The organism is Rothia sp. HMSC064D08, from assembly GCF_001809525.1.
Classification (GTDB): Bacteria; Actinomycetota; Actinomycetes; order Actinomycetales; family Micrococcaceae; genus Rothia; species Rothia dentocariosa.
The window spans coordinates 15,371-39,675 of sequence record NZ_KV797899.1 but is presented as its reverse complement, the minus strand read 5'-3'; the positions used below and the strand labels follow the sequence as shown (position 1 = coordinate 39,675).

22 protein-coding genes and 1 riboswitch are annotated in these 24,305 nt (G+C 53.9%); of the genes, 7 read left to right on the top strand and 15 right to left on the bottom strand.

From position 1 onward, the window contains the following. Positions 1-14: 14 nt before the first annotated feature. The 4 genes from glyA to purN all read right to left on the bottom strand — a co-directional run bounded on the left by glyA (position 15) and on the right by purN (position 4,522). A complete protein-coding gene (gene glyA, locus HMPREF2625_RS05605; protein WP_048754446.1) occupies positions 15-1,295 on the bottom strand; it encodes a serine hydroxymethyltransferase in 1,281 nt (426 codons plus the stop codon). A 231-nt stretch (positions 1,296-1,526) separates the two neighbouring features. Beyond that, a complete protein-coding gene (locus HMPREF2625_RS05600; protein ID WP_048753255.1) occupies positions 1,527-2,096 on the bottom strand; it encodes a TetR/AcrR family transcriptional regulator in 570 nt (189 codons plus the stop codon). Positions 2,097-2,243: 147 nt separating this feature from the next. Continuing rightward, positions 2,244-3,848 (bottom strand): bifunctional phosphoribosylaminoimidazolecarboxamide formyltransferase/IMP cyclohydrolase, encoded by a 1,605-nt coding sequence (gene purH / locus HMPREF2625_RS05595; RefSeq protein WP_070523275.1) that lies wholly within the window; start codon positions 3,846-3,848, stop codon positions 2,244-2,246. A gap of 110 nt (positions 3,849-3,958) precedes the next feature. Beyond that, positions 3,959-4,522 (bottom strand): phosphoribosylglycinamide formyltransferase, encoded by a 564-nt coding sequence (gene purN / locus HMPREF2625_RS05590; protein WP_070522776.1) that lies wholly within the window; start codon positions 4,520-4,522, stop codon positions 3,959-3,961. A gap of 198 nt (positions 4,523-4,720) precedes the next feature. Between purN and HMPREF2625_RS05585 the strand changes: the two genes are divergently transcribed. Next, positions 4,721-5,203 (top strand): hypothetical protein, encoded by a 483-nt coding sequence (locus HMPREF2625_RS05585; RefSeq protein ID WP_244864661.1) that lies wholly within the window; start codon positions 4,721-4,723, stop codon positions 5,201-5,203. Between the two features lie 133 nt (positions 5,204-5,336). Here the strand turns inward: HMPREF2625_RS05585 and HMPREF2625_RS05580 are convergent, their stop codons facing one another. From HMPREF2625_RS05580 to HMPREF2625_RS05570, 3 genes are all read right to left on the bottom strand, one after another. Next, positions 5,337-7,451 carry a cell division protein PerM gene (locus tag HMPREF2625_RS05580; RefSeq protein ID WP_070522773.1) on the bottom strand — a complete coding sequence of 705 codons (2,115 nt, stop codon included), beginning with the start codon at positions 7,449-7,451 and terminating at the stop codon, positions 5,337-5,339. A gap of 250 nt (positions 7,452-7,701) precedes the next feature. Further along, positions 7,702-8,136, bottom strand: a complete 435-nt coding sequence (locus HMPREF2625_RS05575; RefSeq protein ID WP_013398546.1) for a PIN domain-containing protein — start codon at positions 8,134-8,136, stop codon at positions 7,702-7,704. Positions 8,137-8,140: 4 nt separating this feature from the next. After that, on the bottom strand, positions 8,141-8,419 hold the full coding sequence (locus HMPREF2625_RS05570; RefSeq protein ID WP_238382392.1) for a nuclease PIN: 279 nt from the start codon (positions 8,417-8,419) through the stop codon (positions 8,141-8,143). Further along, a riboswitch (SAM riboswitch) is annotated at positions 8,398-8,526 on the bottom strand. It overlaps the preceding gene by 22 nt. Before the next feature lie 264 nt (positions 8,527-8,790). Between HMPREF2625_RS05570 and HMPREF2625_RS05565 the strand changes: the two genes are divergently transcribed. From HMPREF2625_RS05565 to HMPREF2625_RS05545, 5 genes are read left to right on the top strand one after another with little or no spacing between them, the layout of a single operon-like run. Next, positions 8,791-9,117, top strand: a complete 327-nt coding sequence (locus HMPREF2625_RS05565; protein WP_048754512.1) for a hypothetical protein — start codon at positions 8,791-8,793, stop codon at positions 9,115-9,117. Positions 9,118-9,139: 22 nt separating this feature from the next. After that, entirely contained in the window at positions 9,140-9,469 is a 330-nt protein-coding gene (locus tag HMPREF2625_RS05560; protein WP_070522771.1) for a hypothetical protein, read from the top strand. 22 nt (positions 9,470-9,491) lie between these two features. Beyond that, on the top strand, positions 9,492-9,824 hold the full coding sequence (locus HMPREF2625_RS05555) for a hypothetical protein (RefSeq protein WP_070522767.1): 333 nt from the start codon (positions 9,492-9,494) through the stop codon (positions 9,822-9,824). A 23-nt stretch (positions 9,825-9,847) separates the two neighbouring features. Next, on the top strand, positions 9,848-10,135 hold the full coding sequence (locus tag HMPREF2625_RS05550; protein ID WP_070522764.1) for a hypothetical protein: 288 nt from the start codon (positions 9,848-9,850) through the stop codon (positions 10,133-10,135). A 44-nt stretch (positions 10,136-10,179) separates the two neighbouring features. Further along, entirely contained in the window at positions 10,180-14,139 is a 3,960-nt protein-coding gene (locus HMPREF2625_RS05545) for a DEAD/DEAH box helicase (protein WP_070522761.1), read from the top strand. Between the two features lie 58 nt (positions 14,140-14,197). On the opposite strand, the gene HMPREF2625_RS05540 is transcribed toward HMPREF2625_RS05545, so the two are convergent. From HMPREF2625_RS05540 to HMPREF2625_RS05505, 8 genes are all read right to left on the bottom strand, one after another. Then, complete coding sequence (locus HMPREF2625_RS05540; protein ID WP_070522757.1) at positions 14,198-14,803, bottom strand: response regulator transcription factor; 606 nt, start codon at positions 14,801-14,803, stop codon at positions 14,198-14,200. A gap of 4 nt (positions 14,804-14,807) precedes the next feature. Further along, positions 14,808-15,875 carry a sensor histidine kinase gene (locus HMPREF2625_RS05535; protein ID WP_070522754.1) on the bottom strand — a complete coding sequence of 356 codons (1,068 nt, stop codon included), beginning with the start codon at positions 15,873-15,875 and terminating at the stop codon, positions 14,808-14,810. 24 nt (positions 15,876-15,899) lie between these two features. Next, entirely contained in the window at positions 15,900-17,159 is a 1,260-nt protein-coding gene (locus HMPREF2625_RS05530) for a SagB family peptide dehydrogenase (RefSeq protein WP_070522751.1), read from the bottom strand. Positions 17,160-17,172: 13 nt separating this feature from the next. After that, complete coding sequence (locus HMPREF2625_RS05525; protein WP_070522748.1) at positions 17,173-19,428, bottom strand: YcaO-like family protein; 2,256 nt, start codon at positions 19,426-19,428, stop codon at positions 17,173-17,175. Between the two features lie 9 nt (positions 19,429-19,437). Beyond that, the gene (locus HMPREF2625_RS05520) at positions 19,438-20,277 is read right to left on the bottom strand and encodes an ABC transporter permease (RefSeq protein ID WP_141745424.1); all 840 of its coding nucleotides are present in this window, start codon (positions 20,275-20,277) and stop codon (positions 19,438-19,440) included. Between the two features lie 13 nt (positions 20,278-20,290). Next, the gene (locus HMPREF2625_RS05515; RefSeq protein WP_070522742.1) at positions 20,291-21,247 is read right to left on the bottom strand and encodes an ABC transporter ATP-binding protein; all 957 of its coding nucleotides are present in this window, start codon (positions 21,245-21,247) and stop codon (positions 20,291-20,293) included. Next, on the bottom strand, positions 21,234-22,427 hold the full coding sequence (locus HMPREF2625_RS05510; protein WP_070522738.1) for a cytochrome P450: 1,194 nt from the start codon (positions 22,425-22,427) through the stop codon (positions 21,234-21,236). The genes HMPREF2625_RS05515 and HMPREF2625_RS05510 overlap by 14 nt, the downstream gene beginning before the upstream one ends. 224 nt (positions 22,428-22,651) lie before the next feature. Beyond that, positions 22,652-22,966: a hypothetical protein gene (locus tag HMPREF2625_RS05505; RefSeq protein ID WP_141745423.1), complete on the bottom strand. Its 315-nt coding sequence runs from the start codon at positions 22,964-22,966 to the stop codon at positions 22,652-22,654. 376 nt (positions 22,967-23,342) lie between these two features. Here HMPREF2625_RS05505 and HMPREF2625_RS05500 point away from each other — a divergent pair, with 376 nt between their 5' ends. Beyond that, on the top strand, positions 23,343-24,170 hold the full coding sequence (locus HMPREF2625_RS05500; RefSeq protein ID WP_070522733.1) for an aldo/keto reductase: 828 nt from the start codon (positions 23,343-23,345) through the stop codon (positions 24,168-24,170). Positions 24,171-24,305 lie beyond the last annotated feature (135 nt).

Genomic DNA, 24,305 nt, shown 5'->3' with positions numbered 1-24,305 from the left:
GGTCTTCATAAGTTTTACCAGCTCTCACTTCCCACATAGAGCGGGTACTTATCGCAGAGCTTATTCACGCGCTCGCGCAGGGCGGCGATATCGTGCTGCGGCAACAGCACCGAAGCGATAATATCGGCGACCTCGGTAAAGCCTTCGGCGTCGAAACCGCGGGTTGCCAGGGCCGAGGTACCGATGCGCAGCCCGGAGGTCACCATCGGTGGGCGGGGGTCATTCGGCACCGCGTTGCGGTTAACAGTAATACCCGCATCGTGCAGCAGGTCTTCAGCCTCTTTACCGGTGAGCTCGTGGTGGCGCAGATCGACCAGTACCAGGTGAACGTCGGTGCCGTCGGTGGCGATGGAAACTCCCGCATCGCGCATATCCTGGTGGGTCAGGCGCTCTGCCAGGATGCGCGCCCCCTCGATTGTGCGCTTCTGACGGTCTTTGAACTCTTCGGTTGCGGCAACTTTGAACGCGGTCGCTTTTGCAGCAATCACGTGCATGAGCGGTCCGCCCTGCTGCCCGGGGAATACAGCCGAATCGATCTTTTTCTTGAGCTCTTCGGTGCACAGGATAAACCCGGAGCGGGGTCCGCCTAAGGTCTTGTGCACGGTCGAGGAAACCACGTGGGCGTGCGGTACCGGGTTAGGATGCAGACCCGCCGCTACCAGACCGGCAAAATGGGCCATATCAACCCACAGGTAGGCACCAACTTCATCGGCAATCTCACGGAATTTCGCGAAATCCAGCTGACGGGGGTATGCCGACCACCCGGCAATAATAACCTTGGGACGTTCCGCGAGTGCGAGCTGCCGAACCTGTTCCATATCGATCCGACCGTCTTCGCCTACCTCGTAGGCAACAACCTCGTAGAGCTTACCCGAGACGTTCAGCTTCATACCGTGCGAGAGGTGCCCACCGTGAGCCAACGAAAGACCCATGATCTTCTCACCGGGGGTCAGCAGGGCATGCATGACGGCGTTATTCGCCTGGGCACCGGAGTGAGGCTGTACGTTGGCGTGTTCGGCGCCAAAGAGTTCCTTAACCCGTTTAATAGCCAGGTCTTCGACGATATCGACGAATTCGCAGCCACCATAATAGCGACGGCCCGGGTAGCCTTCCGCATATTTATTGGTCAGCACTGACCCCTGCCCCTGGAGTACGGCACGCGGCACGAAGTTTTCGGAAGCGATCATTTCCAGGGTGTTTTGCTGGCGCTTACGTTCCAGATCGAGTGCTTCGGCGACCTCGGGATCAAGCTCCGCGAGGGGAGCCTCAAGCACGGTTCGAGTCTGCTCGGTCATACCACTCCTCAAAGTGTGAATCTGCATAAAATGTGATGAGAGCTTATGATGTGACTCTCATCTTACCGTATAGGTTAGCGCCTGCACAGATATGACGCCCACCGTATGAGATGGCCATACCAAGGGCTCTTTGACATGTTCGCGGCGATCCTTGCAGCGAGTTTTCCATGCCGAACCGTGAGTATTGTCCCGAAAGATGCAGACACGCGCAGGCGGCGCATCTACACCGGGTTATTCCTGGGTCAAAATAGCGGTTGCATATGCGAAATAGGCTTCACGGTTTTCTTTTCCGAGAAGCTGGGTCTGCACCACATACCCGCTAAGCACCGAAAGCACCGCCGCACCCATGACATTAAGCCACTGCTCAAGCTCTTCAGCGGTTACGTCGAGTTCACGTTCGCCCCAGGCACGGTAACGTTCCATTGCCATGGCGCGCAGTTGATGCATTTGCTCCCCCACTACGGCGTTGATAGCGGGCATTGAGACAGCCTCGCCCCAGGTAGCGAGCAGAAAACGACGGGTTTTCGCCGTATCAAGAATCTTCAAGAACCCCAGAACATAATCCCATGGAGAATCCGCACGCACTTTCTCGAAGGGAGCCATGTCAAGGCGTGCGGCCTCTACCATGATCTCTTCTTTCGAGGAAAAGTGGTTGTAGATAGCTCCTGCGGAGAGCCCGGTGGCGGCAATAATCTCGTTCATCGAGGTCTTTTGATACCCGCCTTTAATAAAGCATTCACGGGCGACATCGATAATCTGTATACGCCTGTTCTTTTTGTATTCTTCACTGACTTTAGGCACGTCTTAATCCTATCGAATATTTACCCCGTATGCGTGCCAACCCAACCCGTGCACACCATAAGTTTTGCAGTCGGATTGGGTTGGCAATATTCACCGTTCACCAGCCTACCTAGCTGGCGCATTCGGTTGTTGAGACAATGCCGGATTTTAGTGGAAGAAGTGGCGGGTTCCGGTCAGGTACATGGTGACGCCCGCATCCTTCGCGGCCTGAATAACTTCGTCATCACGGATCGAGCCGCCGGGGTGCACGACCGCGCGGATACCGGCGTCGAGAAGAACCTGCAGGCCGTCCGCGAAGGGGAAGAAAGCATCGGATGCAGCAACCGCACCGCAGGCACGCTCATGACCTTCTCCGCCGAGTGTATTGGCACGCTCAACCGAGAGTTTGCACGAATCTACACGGTTAACCTGCCCCATACCGATACCCACGGCGGCACCGTTATCGGCGAGCATAATCGCATTCGATTTGGGGGCACGCAGGGCACGCCACGCGAATTCAAGGTCACGCAGAGTGGCTTCGTCGGCAGGTTCACCGGCGACCAGCTGCCAATTCTGCGGGTTATCACCCTCGGCGTTAAGGCGGTCGGCTTCCTGGAAGAGCGCACCGCCGGAAATCGAGCGGTACTCGATAGTCTCACGCCCAAATCCCTCGGGAAGCACCAGCAGGCGGAGGTTTTTCTTGGTTTCCAGGATTTCGAGGGCTTCCGGCTCGTATCCGGGCGCCACCATAACCTCGGTGAAAATATCTTTAACGGCCTGCGCCATATCCTTGGTGACCGGGCGGTTCGCGGCAATCACGCCACCATAGGCGGACAGCGGATCGCAAGCATGAGCCTTAACGTACGCATCGGCAATCGGGTCTGCGGCGTTAGGGCTTGCAATTGCAATACCGCAGGGGTTGTTGTGCTTGATGACGGCGACCGCAGGATCATCAAAATCGTAGGCTGCGCGCAGGGCGGCATCGGCGTCCACATAGTTGTTGTAGCTCATTGCCTTGCCGTGAATCTGCTCAGCCTGGGCGATACCGGGGACTGCTGCGGGGTCTACATACAGAGCCGCGCGCTGATGCGGGTTCTCGCCGTAGCGCAGGGTCTCGCTGCGTTCAAAGCCCAAACCAGCGTATGGAGGCCAGAAGTTAGCGTCTTCATCCTGCTGGAACTGCGCGGCGGTCCAGGTAGCGACGGCGGTATCGTAAGCGGCGGTATGGGCGAAGGCACCGGCGGCCAGACGGCGGCGTTCCTCCAGAGAGAACCCACCATCCCGAGCGGCGGTCACGGTACGTTCATAGTCTTTGGGGTCTACCACGACGGCAACCGCATCGTGATTCTTCGCGGCGGCACGCACCATTGAGGGACCGCCGATATCGATTTTTTCGATAATAGCGTCTTGGTCGGCGCCGGATGCCACGGTCTCTGCGAAGGGGTACAGGTTCACGACAACCAGGTCGAAGGGCTCAACGTCGAGTTCGTTAAGGGTGTCGATATGCTCCTGCTTGCGGCGGTCGGCCAAAATACCGGCGTGGATGCGCGGGTGCAGGGTCTTCACGCGGCCCTCCAGGCACTCGGGGAACTCGGTAACCTCGGTAACTTCGGTGACGGGCACACCGGCGGCGGCGATCGTGGATGCGGTCGAACCGGTAGACACCAACTTCACGCCTGCCTCGTGCAGACCGCGGGCGAACTCCACCAGATTAGTCTTGTCGTACACGGAAATGAGGGCGCGGCGCAGGGGCAGACGATCGAGCTTCTTCATAGACACTAATTACTCCGTTGCTTCTTGCTCGGTGAATGGGTGGTACCCCGTGGCGGGGTATTGATACTGCCCGCATGCACCGGGATGCGGCGCCGTGCGGGCAGGAAGTTCTAGGGATTTTGAGTTTTGGGGAGGGCAGCGAATTCTGCAAGGGTCCGTACCAAGAGCTGACGTTCTTGCACCTTGATGCGCTCATGCAGGCTTTCTTCGGTGTCACCGTCCTCGACGGGTACCGCGGCCTGGGCGATAATCGTGCCGGTATCGACCCCGGAATCCACGAAATGAACCGTCAGCCCGGTGATTTTAACGCCGTGGGCGAGCGCATCCCGCACACCGTGTGCCCCGGGGAATGAGGGCAGCAACGCGGGGTGAGTGTTGATAATCCGGTTCTCGAAGCGGGCGACCAGCTGCGCATCCACAATGCGCATGAACCCGGCGAATACAACGTAATCGGGAGTGTAGGAGGCGATTTTCTCTTCGAGAGCACGGTTCCATTGCTTACGATCCGCATAGTCTGCCGGTTCGATCAGGAAGGTTTCAACCCCGGCTGCGGCAGCTCGGTCAAGGCCGGTGCAGGGCTTATCAGCGCCTACGGCGACGATCTCTGCTTTCAGCTCGTCAGCCTTTACGGAGTCGAGAATAGCTTGCAGGTTAGTACCGGACCCGGAGACCATTATCACAATTCGCACAGCAATAGTTTAGCGCATCACATAGCGGCTGGGTAGCACCTATGCCACGGGCACCGCACCATAAATTCTGTAGTTAAGCCAATTCCGAAACGATAAGCTGGCGGCCCTCCCCCAGTCCAGATTTTCAGGGTTTCACGGTGATTCTCGTGACCGCAGACCGCCGCAGGGAGGTACCCTTAACCTATGTCAAATATGCCCCCGTCGTACCCCCAAGTGCCGCCGCAGCAACCGATGCCGCCTGCGCCGAAGCGTCCGCAGCTCACTCCCGAAGAGCGCCGCCGCAAGCTGATGCGCAGTTTATGGCTATTGCTTGCGGGTTCTATGCTGACCCTATCGGGAACCCCCTTCTTGTTGAGCCCCTTCCCCCTGTTTCTTCTGCTTTTTGTCTTGGTATTTCTGGGGATTGGGCTGACCATTATGGCGATAGTGCGTAATGCCCAAGGGCGGGGGCCGTGGATTCTCTACGTTGCCGCGGGGCTAAGCCTTCTTTTTGCGGGGTGGACGCTTCTTTCGGGGCTTGTCATGGCGTTGAACCCGGATGCGCAAAACTATCGGCAGTGTTACTCCCACGCGCTGACGGATACCGATATGAAGCAATGTCAAGAATCCTTCGACCATGCAGTGCGCGCCAATACTTCTGTTTCGATCGGTCAGCCTGCTCCATAAGCCCTTCTTGGGGGAGATTTTCAAATAATTGTGCCGAGTGAATCTTAAGGATTCACTCGGCACAATTGCTATATTCCGCTATACTTCTAGCCCTCTAGGTGTTCCCTATATATCGCCATATCGGGCGCGAAAGTTATTTTTTCCTCTTCTTCTGCGAGGATTTCTGACCCGTGGCGGGTTCTTCCTCCGAAGATTCATCCTCGGTCGACTCAGGGGTTCCGAAGATAACAGCCATCGCCTGAGTAGGCGTGAGCTGACGCTTCTCCTGAACGGTAGTCTCGTGCGACTGCTCCGAACCTTCCGTGCTCTCCTGATCGGATGCGGGTGATGCGGCAACCGGGCGCGGCACGGCAAAACGCTTATACCCGGGCTCGTGGAACTCCGCTGACGAGGAGGCCTTCTGCGGCCCAGACTCCCCTGTACGAACGCTCTGCTCCCGTGTCTCCCGATCGCCCTTAGTATCACCGCCATTACCGGAGGTTTCGGGGCGCGGAACACGGTTAAAGACCGGCTTCCCAGGGGCTTTCTCACGCTTGCCGGGCTTGACCGTGCGCGGCGCGTCCTCGGTACCCCCACCGGATTTCTCAGAGGTATCAAGTTCCACGGTGGGTTCATCCGCTCCCGACAGCTCGATGGTTTGCTCGTCAGATGCCGCATCCTTCGAGTCTGCAGCTTCAGCGGAACCGTCTTCACGCAAGGATTCTTGCTCCGTTTTGATACCTAAACCATGCGCTCGCTGCGCCTCTTCCTGTTCGGCAAATTTATTGAGTTCTGCACGGCGGGCGTGCACCTGTTTGACGCGTTCGCGCCGCTGCTGAGCCCGCTCACGCGCCTGCTCTTCACGTTCTTGTGCCTCGCGTTCCTGTTCATCGTTCCTGAGCTGTTCACGCTCCGCCCGCGCCGCGCGACGCTGCTGCAGCATCTCGCTCATGCGACTGCCCAGATTGGGACGTTCATCGGCAAAACGCGGCAACTCGCGACTGCTGTCGGGCAAAAGCACATGGCACAGCAGGTTACCCAACGCGGTACCCGCACCCAGGGTTATTGCGGTCGCCACGGCGAAAGCTGCGGGCGATGCGCCTACCTCGGTAAAACGCCCCACACCCAACGATCCGCTGGAAATCCAACCCAAAATATAAGCCCATACACCGCAGAGCACACCCACCAGCGAACCCAACACGAGCGAAGAAAGCGGCAGCGCAATCACCCGGTAACGTACCTTCATGGTGATCCACTCGTCCACGTGGTCTTCACCTTCACGCAAGAACCACCAACCGGCAACGGCCCCGGCGCCCAGCGAAACCGCCAGACCCGCATACCCGATCCAGCCCAGGCTCTCAGGGATAGCACCCAGCACCGGAAAGAGCGGAAGATCGCCCATCGTCGTCTGCGACCAGCCCACATGCGTATCCACGCCGAACGCAAACCCGGCGCCGGTAGTCCACGACATCGCGTAGATCACCAAGTTCGGGAGGTAACCCAGCTGCAGCAGGGTCACCGCGAGCGCCCCCACCGGCCCGGCGTGAAGTTCCTGGTAGATTGTTGCGATCTGCGACCAGCGCATCATCATGGCAACCACCAGCACCAGAGCACCACCCATAATGAGCGAGAAAATCGCCACCATGGAGGCACGCACAATCGACCACACATAAGAACTCGCCCACCGCGAGTACTGGCTCATCTGCGAAATCTGTTCAGCGGTGTTCACGCCCACCATACGGGCGAGCGAACGCGATTCATAGTAGCCGCCCCAGATCAACCCGACCAGCACCACGATCTGCGGAATCAACGCCGCACCAACAATACCCAACAGATGCCGTTCGGTGCTCGCCCAAGCAAAAGCGACGGCGGCAAAAATACCGTAGGCAGCGCACCCTAATAATACGGGCTTGAAGAATTCCCCCTCATAGGATGCGCGCGCCAGTTTCCGCCCAGACCTAAAGCATAAGAGCACAGGAATAATGCTCAACCCCATGGGCACCAGTGTGAGCATGCCGTGCGGCAGAATAATGCCGAAAGCATTCGGAATATTCAGCGGCACACCGTGCATGAGCAGCCACAGGTGGGAAGCAAGAGTTGCGAGGGCGGGAAAATCCATGCGGTTAAAACCGTTGGTAAACCACACCGCCATGAGCAGAACGAGCACAAGCCCGAAAGAAAGCGCGGCGGTAAAAACTAATTCAACGATGCCCTGCAGCCAGAGTGGCATAGGGGCAGAATACCGGGATGTAGAAGAGCTACTTTTCATCGTTCTTCCATCATGCCATGAAACCCGCCAGCTCGTGTGAGCCTGCTGAGCTTTCGGGGAAATAGTTCCGGTTAATTGGCGGCTAACCTTCGTTAACTGCTCACCGTGAACATAGGGGTTACATGAACGTTACCGATGCGTTATCACCGCTGCAGCGGCGTGTACAGATAACTGCGCCGAGCATTTCTCACGGTCTTCTCGAACACGCAGGTACTCCCCCGGCGCTTACAGCGAAATACGGGACGGACAATTAGTCTTCGATCCACGGATTCACTGCGGGTACGCCCCAGGACCGGTACACCTCAGCTTTTGAAGAAACAATTTCGAGGTCGTGAGCTTGGGCGCTCGCCGCCATCAGACCTTCGAGGGCGGCGGTGGGCAGGGGCTCGGCATCTTTACGTCCGTGACTGTGGGTGCCGCGCGGGGCGCTGCGTCCCGCCCATTCGAGGCTTACGCGCGCATCCACGTTAATGATGTGGTCGGCGAATCTGTCGAGAAGTTCGGCAATCCAGCGGTCGGTCTCTGGGTAGGGGTAGAGTCCTTTGAGCTCGCCTACGCTCAGCACCGAAATGTAGAGGTGTTTATAGGCGCGGCGGCGCAGAAAGGCAACAACTTTGGGATCTGGTGTGGCTTTGCGAATCTCGGCGAGAACATCCGAGTCGAGAAGCAGTCCTGAGGCGCTCATACCCCTATGCTACGCGCAGACCGGCATATTCGACGGCGGGAATACCCTCAGGGTTGGGAAGAAGCAGAAAATTGAGGAATTCGTCGCGCTTAGAAGAAATACGTGCGTAATCCTGAATGCTTACTGCCTGGTAACCGCCGCGTGCGGGCACAGATGCGGCACGCAAATTTTCCTGATAAGAGCGTGCAGGAGTAAGGGGGGATGCTGGAGATGAAGAGCTGTTGTACATTGACAACCATGCGCCGAATGCGCGTTCCTTTCGCGTTGCTCTTGCCTGTACCAAGTGCCACCTAAGGCGGCGAATACAAACCGCTTCGTCATCCGAGCCACCCGTGAACATGGGGTTGGCGTTCGACCATAGTCGGAGCTTATCAGTCGAAACTCTTGAAGCTGAATCCAGGTTACAACAGCTTTCAGGAATCTGTAAACGTGCGAACCCGTCAAAATCTTGTGATTTACATAACGCGATTATGAATGCATATCTGTATATAGCCGCCTCATGGCGGCGTAGTGTGAAGTTTTGGACATTCAGGACAGGTCTACACATTCGAGAAGAATCACGGCACACTGGGTAATGTACAGAAATTTATCTTGCCTCTGATATATCACCATGTCACGTCTGCTTTACGCTTCCGGAAAGAAAGAGTGATAACTGTGAAAAAGACTGTACAGATCATGGGGATAGTGGCCGCAATTTTTCTGATCATTGGGTTTGGCTTGTTCATCCTGGCAGGCTGGGGCTCACTCGTGGAGTATCATGCCCTCGAGTGGAGGGGCGTGCAGCATAAAGGAGCAAGTCCCCTAACGCGAGCAACCGGCAACCTCAGCTACTGGTTCTTAGGCACCGGCTTTCTTACTGGCTTTATCGCCTTGATTCCGTTCTTCACCACGGCGATCAGGAACTCCCGCAAGACGCACAAAAAGTATCCTAAACAGGCTCAAGACCTCCTGAAAGATGGTCAGAACCAGATTGATTCATAGAGTCAGTATCTAAGGAGCGCTCATGAAAAAAGCTATCTACATAGTTGGAGCAACAACTGCAGTGGTCTTCTTTTGTGGCATAGTCCTGTTTATTTTAGGAGAATGGGGCGCTCTCGTGGAGTATCACGCCTCTGAATGGAGGGGTATTCAATTCGAGGGAGCTAGTCCGCTCACACGTGCAACTTTGAATATAAGTTTCCGATTCTTAGGTATCGGCTTCCTCACCGGCATTATCACCTTTATTCTGCTCTTTACAACGACGACCAAGAAGGCACGCAAGGCACAAAATAAGCACAGTGAGCAGAATAAAAACCCCTTGGTAGAAGGCGACCATAACCAGGTTGATTCATAGAGTCAGCATCTAAGGAGTGCTCATGAAAAAAGCTATATACACCGTTGGGGCAGTAGCCGCAGTACTTCTGGTTATCGGGTTTGGATTGCTCATCCTAGCCGGCTGGGGTTCACTCGTGGAATACCACGCCTTCGAGTGGAGGGGCATCGATCCCGCAGGAGCAAGTCCCCTCGTCATGGCGACTAATAATCTGAGCCTATGGTTCTTAGGTATCGGCTTCCTCACCGGCATTATCACCTTAATTCTGCTCTTCACAACGGCGACCAGGAATACACGCAAGGCACAAAATAAGCATGCTGAGCAGAATAAAACACCCTCGGCAGAAGCAGAAGGCCGGGAACAGATGAATCCATAAAGTCAGTTACTCAAGGGGAAAGCATGAAAACTGCACGTATGGTCGGGGCAATAGCTGCACTATTCCTCATTCTCGGTATTGGATTGTTCATCCTAGCGGGCTGGGGAGCAGTCGTTGAGTACCATGCCTTCGAGTGGAGGGGCGTCCAGCCCAAGGGGTCGAGTCCTCTCACACAAGCAGCCACTACCCTCGCCGTGAGCGTCTTATGCGTTGGCTTCCTCACCACCATCATCACTTTTATTATGTTCTTCATAATAGTCATCAAAAATGCACGTAAAAAACGCTCAGCGCATCTTGGACAGACCTCATAACGAATTACCGCGCGCTTCTTTGACACCCTTGAGATAATGGAACGGTGAGCACACCAAACCCTTTCCCCGATATCCCCGTTACTGTTGCGCAGATTATTCGGCAGGCGGGGCATAAGGCATACCAGCGCGGGCTTGCTTATGCCCGTCAGCGTGAAGTGGTGCGCTACACCTACGACGAAGACGAAAACACGCTGGAAGGCCTGGTGAATGGGAGCACCCCTATTCCCTATGAGGTAGATATTCGCTTCTTCCCGGGTTCGGACGCCGATTCCAATCTTTTCAACGCACGATGCACATGCCCAGTCGCTGCCGACTGCAAGCACGCCGTCGCCCTCATGCTCACCGCGCTCGACCGTGCCAAAACCGCGCGGAAAGCCCTCGACAATGCGCCCGGAGGCCGCATCCGCCAGCCTATGAATCAGGAGAGCCCAGAAGATACCGCGCGACAGGTTGCGGAGGCAGCCGACGATCCCCTGGCGGCGTTGCGCGCATCCGGGGCGATTCGTTCGGCAAGCTCGCTCACCACCGACCCCGAACCTCTCCCTCTGAACGACCACGAGAATACGCATTCTGCGCCCTCGAAAATTTCGGTGTGGCGGCGCGATATGGCACAGGTTCTCGCTGCCCGGGGCAAAGCATCCGGTATTGATTCGGCACGGGTTCCGGGGGCGCTCGACCTTTCCTTCAGCATTTCGGGTTCGTATGCGCGCGGGCGCAATATTCCCGGTGCAACCCCGCCTATCAATTTGCTGGCGCGGCCGCTCATGCAGTCCAAAACCGGGCGCTGGATCAAGGGCGGGCTCAGCTGGGAAACCTTCGCATCCAGCGTGGGTGGGCCGGTCGGTCGTCATGAGGTATACTCCGAGCACGAACGGTTCTTCGCCGAAATATACGCTATCGCGCGCCCGTGGCAGAATATGTACTCTTCGCATCGGGACTGGATTTCGCTCACCGCCACGAACTCCACGCTGCTGTGGGATGTTCTGGCGCGTGCAGAGCAGATTGGCCTGCCGATTCTTCTCGAAGGGTTTGAGGTGACTACGGCGGTTCTGCCACCCGCCCAGGTGAGGGTACACGCCGGAGCTGTTGAGGCCGAGTCCCGACAGAACGCAGAGGCTGCCATGAGCGAAGATTCCACCCCCGACTTGGCTCTTCATGCCGCCTTGGGGTGGGAAACCCGCGAAGATAACCGGGTGCGGCAGCTCTGGTTTGACGCCGCACACTGTCACCCCATCGGCTCGCCGCGCTCGGGGTTTTTCGCGCTCGGCGGTCTTGTGCAGCGTATTTACGAGGAGCAGGCGCATCGGGTGCATTGGAAGAGCACGCGCAAGGGCGCCTTAGATACGCCGCATCGCGATGTTTTTCAGGCTCAATCTTCGCAAGAGCAGGCGGACGAGAGCTCGGGCGAAAACGAAAATTCTGAAACGCAGACGGTCGGGCTCATTCCCGAACTTTCATCCGAAAACACAGCGACACCGACTATTCCGGACTTGCCGGAGGGTCTTAACCTGGCGTTTATTCCGCTTGCCGAGCCTTTGGACGCAGCCGCAGAATCCTTGGTATCTCGCGGCGAAATGCGTATTCCGGCAGACGAACGCGAAGCTTTTCACCGCGAGTTCTTGCCTACCCTCACGCGGGCCGTCCCATTCCTTACCCCAGACCCGGCTTTGGCACTGCCGAAGGTTCGTTCACCCTATTTGGTGTTTGAGGCGCATTTTGATGATGAGATTTCGCATGATGCGCTCCTGAATTGGTATTGGGAGTACCCGAAGAACCCACTCGATGAAGAAGGCACAGACTCGGAAGTTCGCCGCCTGCCGGCACTGGGCTCGGGCGCAGAACGCGACGAACGTTTTGAGGCACGGGTGCTGCGCGCGGTACGGTCGGCGACCGCATCTAACCCGGTGTTGGCAGGCGGGTTCGGGGAACGCCGCTCTCAAGGGTGGGAAACCCGCGATATTCTCGCCCATGTGCTGCCCGCCTTGCGGCGTATTCCCGGAGTTCGCGTGCGGCTGCTCGGTTCCGTACCAGAGTTTACCGAGGCAACCGACGCCATGATTGAGGTCAAGGTGACCGAGGGTAATTCGCGTGACTGGTTCGGGCTGGGTATCGCTATTAAGGTTAATAACTGGACTGTGCCTTTCGCCCAAGTTTTTGAGGCGCTCGATCGGAATCAGGATCGTATTTTGCTGGGTAACGGCACCTATTTTTCGCTCAATCGCCCGGAGTTTTCGGCGCTGCGAACCCTCATTGAGGAGGCCCGCACGCTCAACGAAACCGGTGGTGAGCTGCGTATTAACCGGCATCAGGCGGGACTGTTCTCTGAGCTGGAATCGCTCGCTCCGAGTGTGGAAACCGTGGCTTCTTGGGATGCGCAGGTTAAGAGTCTTCTCGCCCTTGTGGAGGCCGCCGACCGTGCGGGTGAGGCTACCGGTTCCGAAGAAGTTTTAGAGAACGAACATTCCGATTCTTTATCTGTTTCTTCCGGCGTATTTTCGGCGAATCACTTGCCCTCTCCCCCGGGTCTTACCGCAGTTCTGCGACCTTATCAGCTTGAGGGTTTCCGCTGGCTCGCGTTCTTGAGGCAGCACCGGCTGGGCGGGATTCTTGCCGACGATATGGGCTTGGGCAAAACCGTGCAGGTGCTCGCTCTGCTTGCCCAGGCGATCGCCGAGCATGAGCAACGCGCAGATCACACCGGGTTTGCACCTTTCCTTGTAGTTGCACCAACATCCGTAGTGGGTAACTGGGCGCAGGAGGCCGCGCGATTCGTGCCGGGTGCGAAGGTGGTGACTATCACCGAGTCTACGGGCAAAAGCGGCAAGAGCATCGCCGAGCTGGTACAGGGTGCGCATCTGGTGCTCACAAGCTATGCGCTGTTCCGCCTCGACGAGGACGGATACACCAAATTCGGTAACCATGTTCCCGAAAACACAGAGAACGGTGCGTCCCCGCGCGCAGGGTGGGGTGCGTTGATTTTAGATGAGGCGCAGTTCGTGAAGAACACGAAAACTCGCGCGTGGAAGGTGGCACGTGCCCTAAACGCGCAGGTGAAACTCGCCATCACGGGCACCCCAATGGAGAACAACCTCATGGAGCTTTGGGCGCTCTTGGCGATTGTGGCGGATGGGCTGTTCCCCTCGGCGCGCATATTCCGTGACCTATATGCGCGCCCCGCCGAGTCCGGTGAAGACCCGCAGGTTATCGAGAGGTTACGCCGCCGGGTTCGCCCCCTGATGCTGCGCCGCACGAAGGATGTGGTCGCCGCCGATCTTCCCGAAAAGAACGATGTGCGGGTAAACGTGCCGCTCACGACGGCGCATCGGCATATTTACGATATGCATCTGCAGCGTGAGCGGCAGAAGGTGCTCGGGCTTTTAGAAGATATGGATAAGAACCGGTTCACGATTTTTCAGTCGCTCACGCTTCTGCGGCGGCTGGCTCTTGATGCCACGCTTATCGATCCGGACGAATACGCCGGGGTGGCTTCCGCCAAGCTCGAATATTTGGTGGAGCATCTGCCCTCGCTCTTAGGCGACGGGCACCGGGTGCTGGTGTTCAGCCAGTTCACGGGGTATTTGCGCACAATTGCTGAACGGCTGCAGACTGAAGGCATCGACTATCTGTACTTGGACGGTACGACCCGCAACCGCCCGCAGGTTCTGAAGGATTTTGCTGAGGGTGCGGCGCCAGTGTTCCTTATTTCGCTCAAGGCGGGCGGGTTCGGGCTGAACCTGACGGAGGCAGATCACTGTTTCATTATGGACCCGTGGTGGAACCCGGCGGCTGAACAGCAGGCGGTGGACCGCATCCATAGGCTGGGGCAGGAACGCGATGTGCACGTGTACCGGCTGGTGGCTGAGGGCACCATTGAAGAGAAGGTCATGGATTTGAAGGCATCGAAAGCGGCGCTGTTTGATGCGGTCGTCAACGACGGTTCCTTCGCCTCGTCCCGGGTGGATGCGGAACAGATTCGTGAGCTTTTCACCCCGACCGATTCCTAACTTTCCCTGCTGAAAAGGCTCTTTATAAGCCCATCGCCGCCTTATACATAAGGTCAGGTCAAATCCAGCCGTTAGTACGCGCCGTATGAGCAGCCTCTACACGTGAAGTACAGTGAAGAAGTTGAATGGCTTCAGATAGGTAATTCTTCACAGTACCATGAGAAAGGTATAGTTCCCGTGCAATTTGATTGACGGTTTTTCCTTCCATAGTCAGTTTTAGAACATCCTGATGTCTGGGTTTGAGTGGATTAGCTGGCAGCGTAGCACCACTAAGAAGCAGCGCAGAATCAACCACTACCTTCCCAGAATGTATATCTCGAATAATATTTGATACTTCTTCAGCATCTTGATCTTTTGTAATAAAAGCACAAGCACCGCTTTCAAGAGCACGACGAACGTAACCAGGAGATTGAAAAGTCGTCAGAATAGCTATTTTCGTGTCTATGCCTTGCTTCTGAACCTCATCAAGAACATCTAGACCGTTAAGTTTTGGCATTTCAATATCAAGAAGCGCTATATTTGGAACATATATGCCAATACTATCCAGAGCTTCCTGTCCATCTCGACAAACACACACAATTTCCAAATCTTCTTCTTCATCAATGAGACTGGCGAGCGCGCTACCAAACATCGTCTGATCATCAGCTATAAGAACAGTAATCATAGTTTTATGCCCCTCCAGTAATGATGTTAGAAGCTGGGATCCTAGCTTTGACTTGGGTTCCGCCCTCAGGTGCGGCACCAAGAGTTGTCTCTCCGCCTATATGTTGAATGCGGGTATTCATATCTGCTAAACCGGCACCGGTATTCCGCGTAGAACTTTCTTTCAGCCCTATGCCATCATCCGCGATAATAAGCATATAGTCGCCCGAAGAATGTTGTTTTAGACTTACCCAGCAATTTTTTGCGCCGCTATGTTTAAGAACATTGGTGATAGCTTCAAGAAGTACCCAATACAGTGCTGTGAGGGTACTTGGGTTAAGGACCTTGAGAACATTCTGCTGAATATCCATGTGGGCTTGAATACCACGATATGACAGTAATGACGGTATAGCATTGAGTTGATGCGAGAAATCAACTGTATTAAAGCCTTCTACAACGTCGCGTAAATGAGCTATAGAAGAACGTGTCATTTTCTGTATCGCACGCGCTTCATATGCCACATCTGAATCAAGAGGTTTTAAGGTACGTACCAATTGTTGCAGGCGAATATTAATAACTGTTAAATCATGCCCTATAAGATCATGAAGGTTCGCCGCAATCTGGGTCCTAAACTCTGCCTGTAGGTTCTGTTCACGTAACTCTTGGTTCTGTTTAGCAATATAAAGTTCTTCTTGAAGCCGCCGGTGTGATACTCGGCTAATCCGAAGATTCATGAAGAGAAACCCCATGATGGCAACAATAGCTGGATCATGGGAACTGGTATTGATCTCCCAGCTAGGTTCTAAAGTCTGCAAATAGTTAAGAGCCACAACAACTGCCAGGGTTGTAATAGCCGCTATTTTTGTATTCCTTACTCCGGTAACTGCTATAGCACAACATAAAATCCCCACTGGGAGCATAGATTGCTTAATGCCTAGAATACCTACTAAGGAAAAGATAATAATAATGATAGAAACAATACTATAGATCTTCCCTACGGTAGGACGCTGGATTCTGAGGTACCCAATCCAGACCACAGCAAGCACAAGAGCACACCAAGCCAGAGCGGTCCATATACCGTAAGTATCAAACATGGGTGTAAAACCTTACCGTAGAAGCTAGGAACTCACGAGAATCTCGCCCACAGGAACCAGTCTATCGGATGAAATGCCTGTAAGTGTTTCAAACGCGCGGGCATCGCCACCGCCTAAAGGGCATACGTTGAGCGGTATTTCTTCCGCAAGCAGGCAGGCCGTTTGCATCCATGCTCCTACGTGTTTGAGGGTAAGAGAATATGCGACTCCTTCATACGTTGAAGTCACAAGGTCAAAATCAGCAGCTAATAAAACAAGCCCCTGTACATCTTCAGTCTTTAGCCTTGCCGAACTTGCATAGGTACGCAATAGACGCATGTACGCGCTCTGAGTTTTCTCCTCAACAACCGCAACCTGTTCATACTGACGAGTATGTAAGTTTGCATACCATAGCCCTTGTTCCAGCCCTTCGATATTCTGAGCAATGATGAAGGGGTAAAGCTCGTGAAGAGCGCCACCGCTGGGAAAAGGCAGCCGTGTTATATTTTCACTCTTATGGGAAGTTTCACGCAGGCTTTCTTCCAACAGTGTTGTCAGAGATTCAAGACTTAACGAAGGTTTTTGCGGTATGCGCCGGGATGTTCGTTGTAGAAGCGCCTGATCTAGAAGAAGTTGGTGGCAGCGAGAATCAACTTTGGGGAAGGAAACTTGTTGAAGAGAAGCCAAGCCTTTGAGCAAGGTTGTGTTGTGCTCACGTGTTCGAGTAGCGCCATACCCTCCGGTTGCCGTATCAAACCTGGAACGTCGGTACATAAAATAGTCATGAGGTTCCCAACAGTCCCAAGGACCATATTTATGATGCTGTTCTTCAGGCGCAAAAATCCCTATAAACTCCAGAATTTGGTGGGTTACGCCACCCGTCATAGCATCTAACCAGGCTTGGGCATTGAGAGTTACTCGTAAAGGCCGATGCGCTATTTCAAAGCGAGTATTTCCATTCATCCCGTAAATAACAACGCCCGGCGTAAGAGTGCAGTCAGTATGACCAAGCGGATAATTTGCCTCGTCAAGAACAGGTTCCAGCGCGTCTTCAGTCAGCAGGAGCTCAAAGCCAGAAATCTCTATGCTTGCTCCGGTTTCAGGGTTGATAAGACGTTGTATAAGGTTTCTTGACAAACTCTGCCGAGTCAATATCAGCGCGACCTGCTGTGCAGATACGTCTAAATTCTGAGCCCACTCTTCTAAAGTTCCGAACTTTTCATTACTTTGAGAATGCGTCTGTTTCAGCTGATATTCACAACGAATCAAAGGTGTTTTGTGTGGATTCAAGCGGGTACTTGTCACGGGGTAACTCCCTCTAGAAGAACATGGAGATCGGATTGAGGTCAGTTTCTTGGGTGGGCTGGGCAAGCCATCCGCATTGAACCGGAACATCGTAGAGTCGTCCCGCCGCTAAGCGCCTCCACCACGGACGCAGTCCCGGGACTAGAGCACGTACTACAGGAAGCCCAATATACGGACGTGTAAGCTCTTGAAGGTACACAGGTAAACCGACATCTTCCAGACGCGCAATAATACGTTGGGGGTCGGCTTGCTTCCACGGTACATGTTCTACGTTAAGTGCCTGTGGATCAGGTACAAGATGAGGATTATCGGCTAGTTTAGCGTTTTGAAGCCAATGACTAGCAGCATCATCTACCGAAATTTTAAGGAGGTCTAGATCCATACCTTCTGCGGTCCTAAATTGCGCTGGCAGGGCACACATAAACTGCAGAGCTTCTGTTACTGCACGGGTTGCGGCAATTTCAGGGTTAGGATGCGCGCCGAACCCCAGAATGATCTGATCGGACGCATCCCCAGGTTTAGGGGCTACAGCGGCAGCTACAGGAATGCCTATGTCTGTTGTGATATCTAGAATCTCTAGGTTGCGGCCGATACTTTGCAGCCATTCTCGGGTACGCTGAATAAAAGGGGTATCCGTAAACTCTGGTGCCATTATCTGGCGGGGAATTTTGTTGTACCACCAAATGGCAACGGCATCGCGCTCAATAAGTTCAAGCAGAGCCTGCGCGGCGGCATCGCCTGGGGTAGAACCGCTTGCGAGACCGTTTGAATCTGAGCGCATCATTTTCTGTCCAAGCGGGCATTTTGCACCTGGCAGCATCGCTCCGTGATCAAACATGAATAACGAGTACGCTGCAGGAATCCAGGCAGTTTCATCACATGCGGGTCGCCAAACAGGCATCCAATCAATCTCTGCTGTGGGATCGAATTTTTCTGGAACCCAGTGATATGGATCCTTCACTTGGTTGAGAACATCCCGTTGCTCGTATTGATCCTGAGAGAACTGTGTCAGGGTTCGAGGGTCTAGAGCGCGCTCCCTCAAGTCTTTATAGCTGGTGTGTAAACGGGCTTCAGTGCCGTCAGAGATCGCACTATGACGTTCAATAGCTTCTGCCAAACCGGATACTCGGGCACCTAAATCGGTGGTTCCTTTACCCGAAGAACGACCGCGTAAGCTACGTGTGAATTCTTCAGAGCTTCCATGATTGAGTGCCCAGTTATGTCCCGCCCCATAAACGTGTACCAAGAGTTCTTCGTCCTCAGGTACCAAACGTTTAAGGCTTGAGACGACTCCTGTTACATCAGATACAAGATGTCGATAGGTTTCCCAGGTCTCTCGGGTAGATTTTGCGCGTCCAGCGTCGTTGACGGGATTGAAGCTCAGGTCAATTTTTTTAGCCTGCGCGTCAAGGTTCAACGGTTGAGCTTTAGTAGTCTTGGCACCCGTCATGACGTAGTGCGCCCCTTCAAAGAGACCGTTTTTAAAACGTAAGACTGTATGCTCTGCGGGCTCTGATGTCTTCATTCGCTGAATTGCCAACCAGATAAGCGAGCGCACCACGGAACGCGGAGTCACTGAGGCCGCCCCCATAACATTGTCCAGAAGTTTACCGCCCGAAAGAGCATACTGTGCGTTAACTTGAAGACTATGCTTGAGCTGATCATAAGGTACGCTCGATGAAATCCCCAGCACTGGGCTTATGAGAGCATCCGCTCCCTGTAATTGCACTAGGCAGTACAGATGCCCCGCCGCCTCATACTTCCTAGACAGCTTTTCGGCAGCGGGAGAAATCATATCTTCGCAGACAATCACCGTTGGTAAACCCGAATTCACGCTAGGAACCGTGTGCCCATCAATAACCCGTATGCCGTCTTGAGGCGAGGCAGAGAAAGACTTAAGAACTCGGGCACGAGTAACGTCAATAATCTCAATATTTCCCTGCGTAGTATGGTCTGAAAGTTGAGTCTCAGTCATAATAAGCCCGCGATACTGCAGCTGAGCCGCAAGAGCAAACATGAGTGGAAGATCCGCTGCCCAGCGGGGTAAACGCATCATATCTTCCAAGGTTTTCCCGTCAACTTCAACGATAAATTCAGCCTCAGGCCCTTCAAGCAGCACTGTTGTTTCGGGCGAAGAAGCAACAACTGTCGTGCGATTTTCCCGGGTCTGCTGAGTAAAGTGGAATTGTGGGTTCCTTACATATCGTTCAGTTCCTTGGGGATATAGCTCAGCGGTCTCAGATTGGTTATCTAACGATGCGGTTATCATAGTTCTCTCCTAGTGTTGTCGGGGATCCCACCGGAATTTAGTAATCGCAAAAATAAGTGAAACTGCACACCATAAACCGATAACAAGCATCCCTTGAGTACTGATGAACTGGGTTCCTGAAGGGATGGTTAATCCAGTATCACTTACCTGCGCGTGTGCTACATCGAGTCCGAACCACGCGGAACGTAATGCATCCGTTAAGTGCACAAGGGGGAACCACCCTGCGAAGTCTCGTAGCCCAGCTGGGATAGTCCATACAGGTTGGAAGATACCTGAGAGGAACATCAAAACTAGAGCGGGCGGCAGCAGCATAATCTGAGTTGCTTCTGCACTGGGAATAAACGATGCGTACGCAGCACCGATGAGCGAGAGCACCACCGTAGTCAGCAGAATAACCAATATCGTCAGTGGAATATTTTTAGGCATAGGCAGGTGATACACCGCCATACCAAAGACAATAAGGATTAAAGTACACGCTAGGGCAATGATGGATGCAGTCACAATGTAACCAGCGATTACTGCGGCATCCGATGTGCTCCGAAGTCGCAGGCGTTTCAGGAGAGAGGTCGAGCGCTGCGCCGCCATATCACCTGCTACACGCACAAATGTACCCATCAGAAGCGTATAACAGCATAAGCCCACAATAGTCCAGCTTGCCATTGTCACATCAACTCCCTGCTGAGCGGGAATATCAGCCTGTCCTGAAGATCCACTGGCGAAGAGCACGATCATCATAATGGGGAAGGCTAAGGTGAAAAAAACACTCCGCATATTGCGGATAAAGACGGTCAGCTGCATGGCTATTTGCGCATACAGACTCCGTGTGAAGTTTGAGATTGTGGCACTCACGTAAGTGGCCTTCCTAATTCGTGCGGGTACTACCTATACCCTGTGGGGCATCCGTAGATCGCACAATGCTGCCGTACGCGTTTTCAAGTGAATAGTCGCTGAGCGCGAAATCAAGGACAGCATCACGATATGCGGATGTTGCAAATAAGTTTTGTAACCCTGTTGGGGACTCTACATCGAATGAAACCGTGGCATCATGAACACGTATATTCTTGTACCCGCTCTGCGAAGAAAGGTCTCCGCCAAGAGCTTGGGCGTTCTGGCAGTCCGAGAGTTCTACCCAGCCTTGCCGTGTGTGACTGTATTCTTTAGCAATCTGCGCTGGGGTTCCGCTCGCAACAATCTGCCCGTTAAGGAGAATAGAAAGTTGCTGGCAAAGAGCCGAAACTTCATCAAGATAGTGAGAAGTAAGCAATATAGTAGTACCTGTTTCGGCAAGGTTCTGTATAACCTCCCACACATCTCTACGTGCTAACGGATCAAGTCCAGTTGTGGGTTCGTCAAGAATAAGCAGAGAAGGATTGCCCATCATAGCCAGATACAGGTCAAGTTTGCGCCTTTCGCCACCAGAAAGCTCATGGATTCTGCGATCCGCAAGCTTCTCAAGATCGAAAAACTCAGGCACTGTGTATTCTGTTGCAGACATATAACGCTGCCAGCAGGTGACAGCATCTTTGACTTTGAGCCCAGTCGGGAATGCCGCTTCCTGCATCACAATACCCATATGTGAACGCACAAGGGCAGAGTTACGATGCGGATCAACGCCGAGGACCTGCATCGTACCGCTTGTAGGTTTAGAAGATCCGGTGCACAAATCTACAAAGGTGCTTTTCCCCGCGCCGTTAGGCCCGAGAATACCGTGAACTGCTCCCCTTTCGACCGCGAGGTTGACGCCTTTAAGCACCTTCACATCACTATAATTTTGGTGAATGTCCTCAGCGATAACACTGTATTGCTCATATCCCTGCATAAAGATTCTCCCCAGAGATTGAAGGTATAAGGTGTACCGGCATTTGGATCCACGTAGAGTTAATCATCTCCGGTAGTGGTTCGGGATTTTCACCAAGCCGTAAAGTACACGCAGATTCTGCGATTTTATGGGTAACTGCCCCCATGAGAGGACGAGCGATGGGGAATCCGAGGCATGCGTGAGGTCCCATCCCAAAGGTTACTTCTGACGCATGCGGCCTGCCGGGCGTAAACTCATCGTGGTTTGGGAACATTCTGGAATCGTGTTGTGCGGCATGAAGTAAACACACGATTAATTCCCCCGCATGAATGGACGTTCCACCTATTTTGGTATCGACAGTAGCGAGGCGTCCTAACGCTGCGGTAGGCGTGTATAGGCGCAGTGCCTCATCAACCATAGCGATAGAGTTCTCGTAATTTACTGTTTCCCAAAGGTTACGCTGTGTCAGTACGGTCAAAACGTTAGTCATAGCCCATTGCAGGCTCTCATGGGTGATTGAGGCGAGCATACTGACAATTTCGACTGCTGCATCGTGGGGCATACCATCGTGACGATACTGATGGTAGAACCCTCCTGCACCCATAACGTCTTCGGCGAAGAGCTGATGCGCGTCTGGAGCAGAGAGTTTCCCCTCTCGTTTGCTCGGGACAGTACCCCGTTTTCGGCACCATCGAGAAAGCTCGATAATATCTCCTTCATACCCGATAAGAACACTAATCAGGGATACCGCGAGATCATCACACCACCCTGCAAGATCTAGCTTTTTCGACTGCGTGAGCATCGTGACGGACTGCTCGATAGCATCTCGACAACGTTCGACCGCTTTCTTAGAATTCGCAGCGGTAAAAGGAGTACGTAGCCTTTTGCGCATCTGGCGAAGAGGGGATCCATCCATATGCGCTAAGAACCTTTGCTGAGTTTGAGGAATCTGAAAATCTGCAGGCTCAGGTTTCGTGTAGTGTGCCTGGGACTGCATTTGACTCAAATATTTTTGTCCCACAGCAGAGAACCTTTGGTCATCATGCAAAACCGTTTTGACACTCTCAAACCGAGTGGCCAACAAAACGCCAGAAATATCTGATGCCCCAATACCCTCAGGAGCGTGGCTCTGCCAGGCTAGAGCACTCGAAATAGGAGATTCGTACCAAGCGGATGTAAAAAGATGCGGGGGTTCAGGCATCTGAACTAATCCGTTGTCATATGTAAAAGTCATAGGAACGGCCACCAATGATTGGCTGAAGCGTTAATAAGCAAAAATCCGACGAGTAACGCTCCACGAAAAACCCAACGACCTGTTGAACGCTTTTTCATGATTTTCCTTCACTGTGTATCCAGAGTGGGAACCAGGCTAGTACTCAAGCTTTAATAGCCTGGTTCCCATCGTTGTTTATAGCCCTTCAGAACTTAGCAAGGGCAGCAGCAGCACCAGCAAATACCGTCTTCAGGGGATTCGGTGGTATCAAGCTCTTCTTCGACTGCGGGAGCGATTGCGATGACGAGTTCTTCCCCGTCATCAACAACCTTGTGGTGCCCCAGAGTTAGGGTTTCATCTTCTACCAGGCGGACCTGAGTTCCTGAGGGAACAACGCCTGCTTCAGCCAAAACCTCGCTGGGATTTGCCACAAGTGCACGGCGGTGAGCGGGGCTACCCGCTGCCGTCCCGAAAGTACGTGCGGCTGCAAGAGCATTGACTTTAGTGGTGACTAGTGCAGTCATCATATTCTCCTTAGAACACCGATTGGATAGAAGCCTTTTCTATCCCGGCTATTCCAGTCTCTCGAAGAAGACTCTCTACAGGCAGTGCCGTAACGTCAGTAAGAATGTATGACTATAGTCATGTGACTGTCTGATCGGCAGAATTCAAATCCCGTTTATCTCTACAGCTCATACTTTTTGTACTTTCTGAATCTAAAAAGGCTCTTGATAGCGAATAAAGCGGGATTCTTCACGCTTTATATAAATAAAGGCTCTTTTCCGCGCCTGGGAGGGGCTTACCGGTTTCGCGCTGGGCTGGATGCGCCCGTCACCCTAGCGTGCGAGCGCATCCAGGGGTACCGTTGAAAGCGTCAGTCCCCATCAAATTTCAGGAGAAGTAATGGTCAAAAACATCACGTTCAACGACGGCAACAGCATCCCTCAGCTCGGGTATGGCGTGTGGCAGATTGAGGATAATGGTGCCGCCGATGCTGTCGGTACGGCTCTCGAAACGGGGTACCGCCACATCGATACCGCATCCATCTATGGGAACGAGGTTGGGGTAGGTCGCGGTATTGCCGCCAGCTCCGTGCCGCGCGAGGATATTTTTCTCACAACCAAGCTGTGGAACTCGGATCAGGGTTTTGAGAAGGCTATTGCCGCGCTTGATGCATCGCTAGAGCGGCTCGGCACCGATTACGTGGATTTGTATCTGATTCACTGGGCTATGCCGCAGCAGGGCACCTATCTCGACTCGTGGCGGGCACTCATCGAACTGAAAAAGCAGGGTAAGGTGCGTTCGATTGGTGTCTCTAACTTTCCGCAGGCTCAGCTGCGCGAGATTATTACCGATACCGGGGTGACCCCAGCAATTCACCAGATTGAGCTGCACCCGTATTTCTCGCAGGAAGATATGCGCGCGGTGCACAGCGAGTTTGGTATTGCGACTGAGGCTTGGTCGCCGCTCGGTCAGGGTGGCGAGATTCTGAAGGACCCGGTGATCGTTGAGATTTCGGGTAAGCACGGTATCTCTCCGGCGCAGGTTGTGCTCGCTTGGCATCTGGCGAAGGGGATTGTGGCGATTCCGAAGTCGGTTACTCCTGCGCGCATTGCCGAGAACTTTGCGGCCGCTAATGTCACCCTGGATGCGGCAGACATTGCGGCGATTGATGGGCTTACGCGGAAAGATGGTCGCATAGGCCCCGACCCTGAGAATCCTAAATTCTAGGCGCAATGTACCGCGAAGCTCTGTCGTAAGTTTTTGCGGCTCGATGCCGGAAAATTTTTAACCATATTTCGTGCGGAGGCGGATATACGATAGCGGCGCAGTTCTGACAGCATGACTGGCAAGACCGCCCACGGT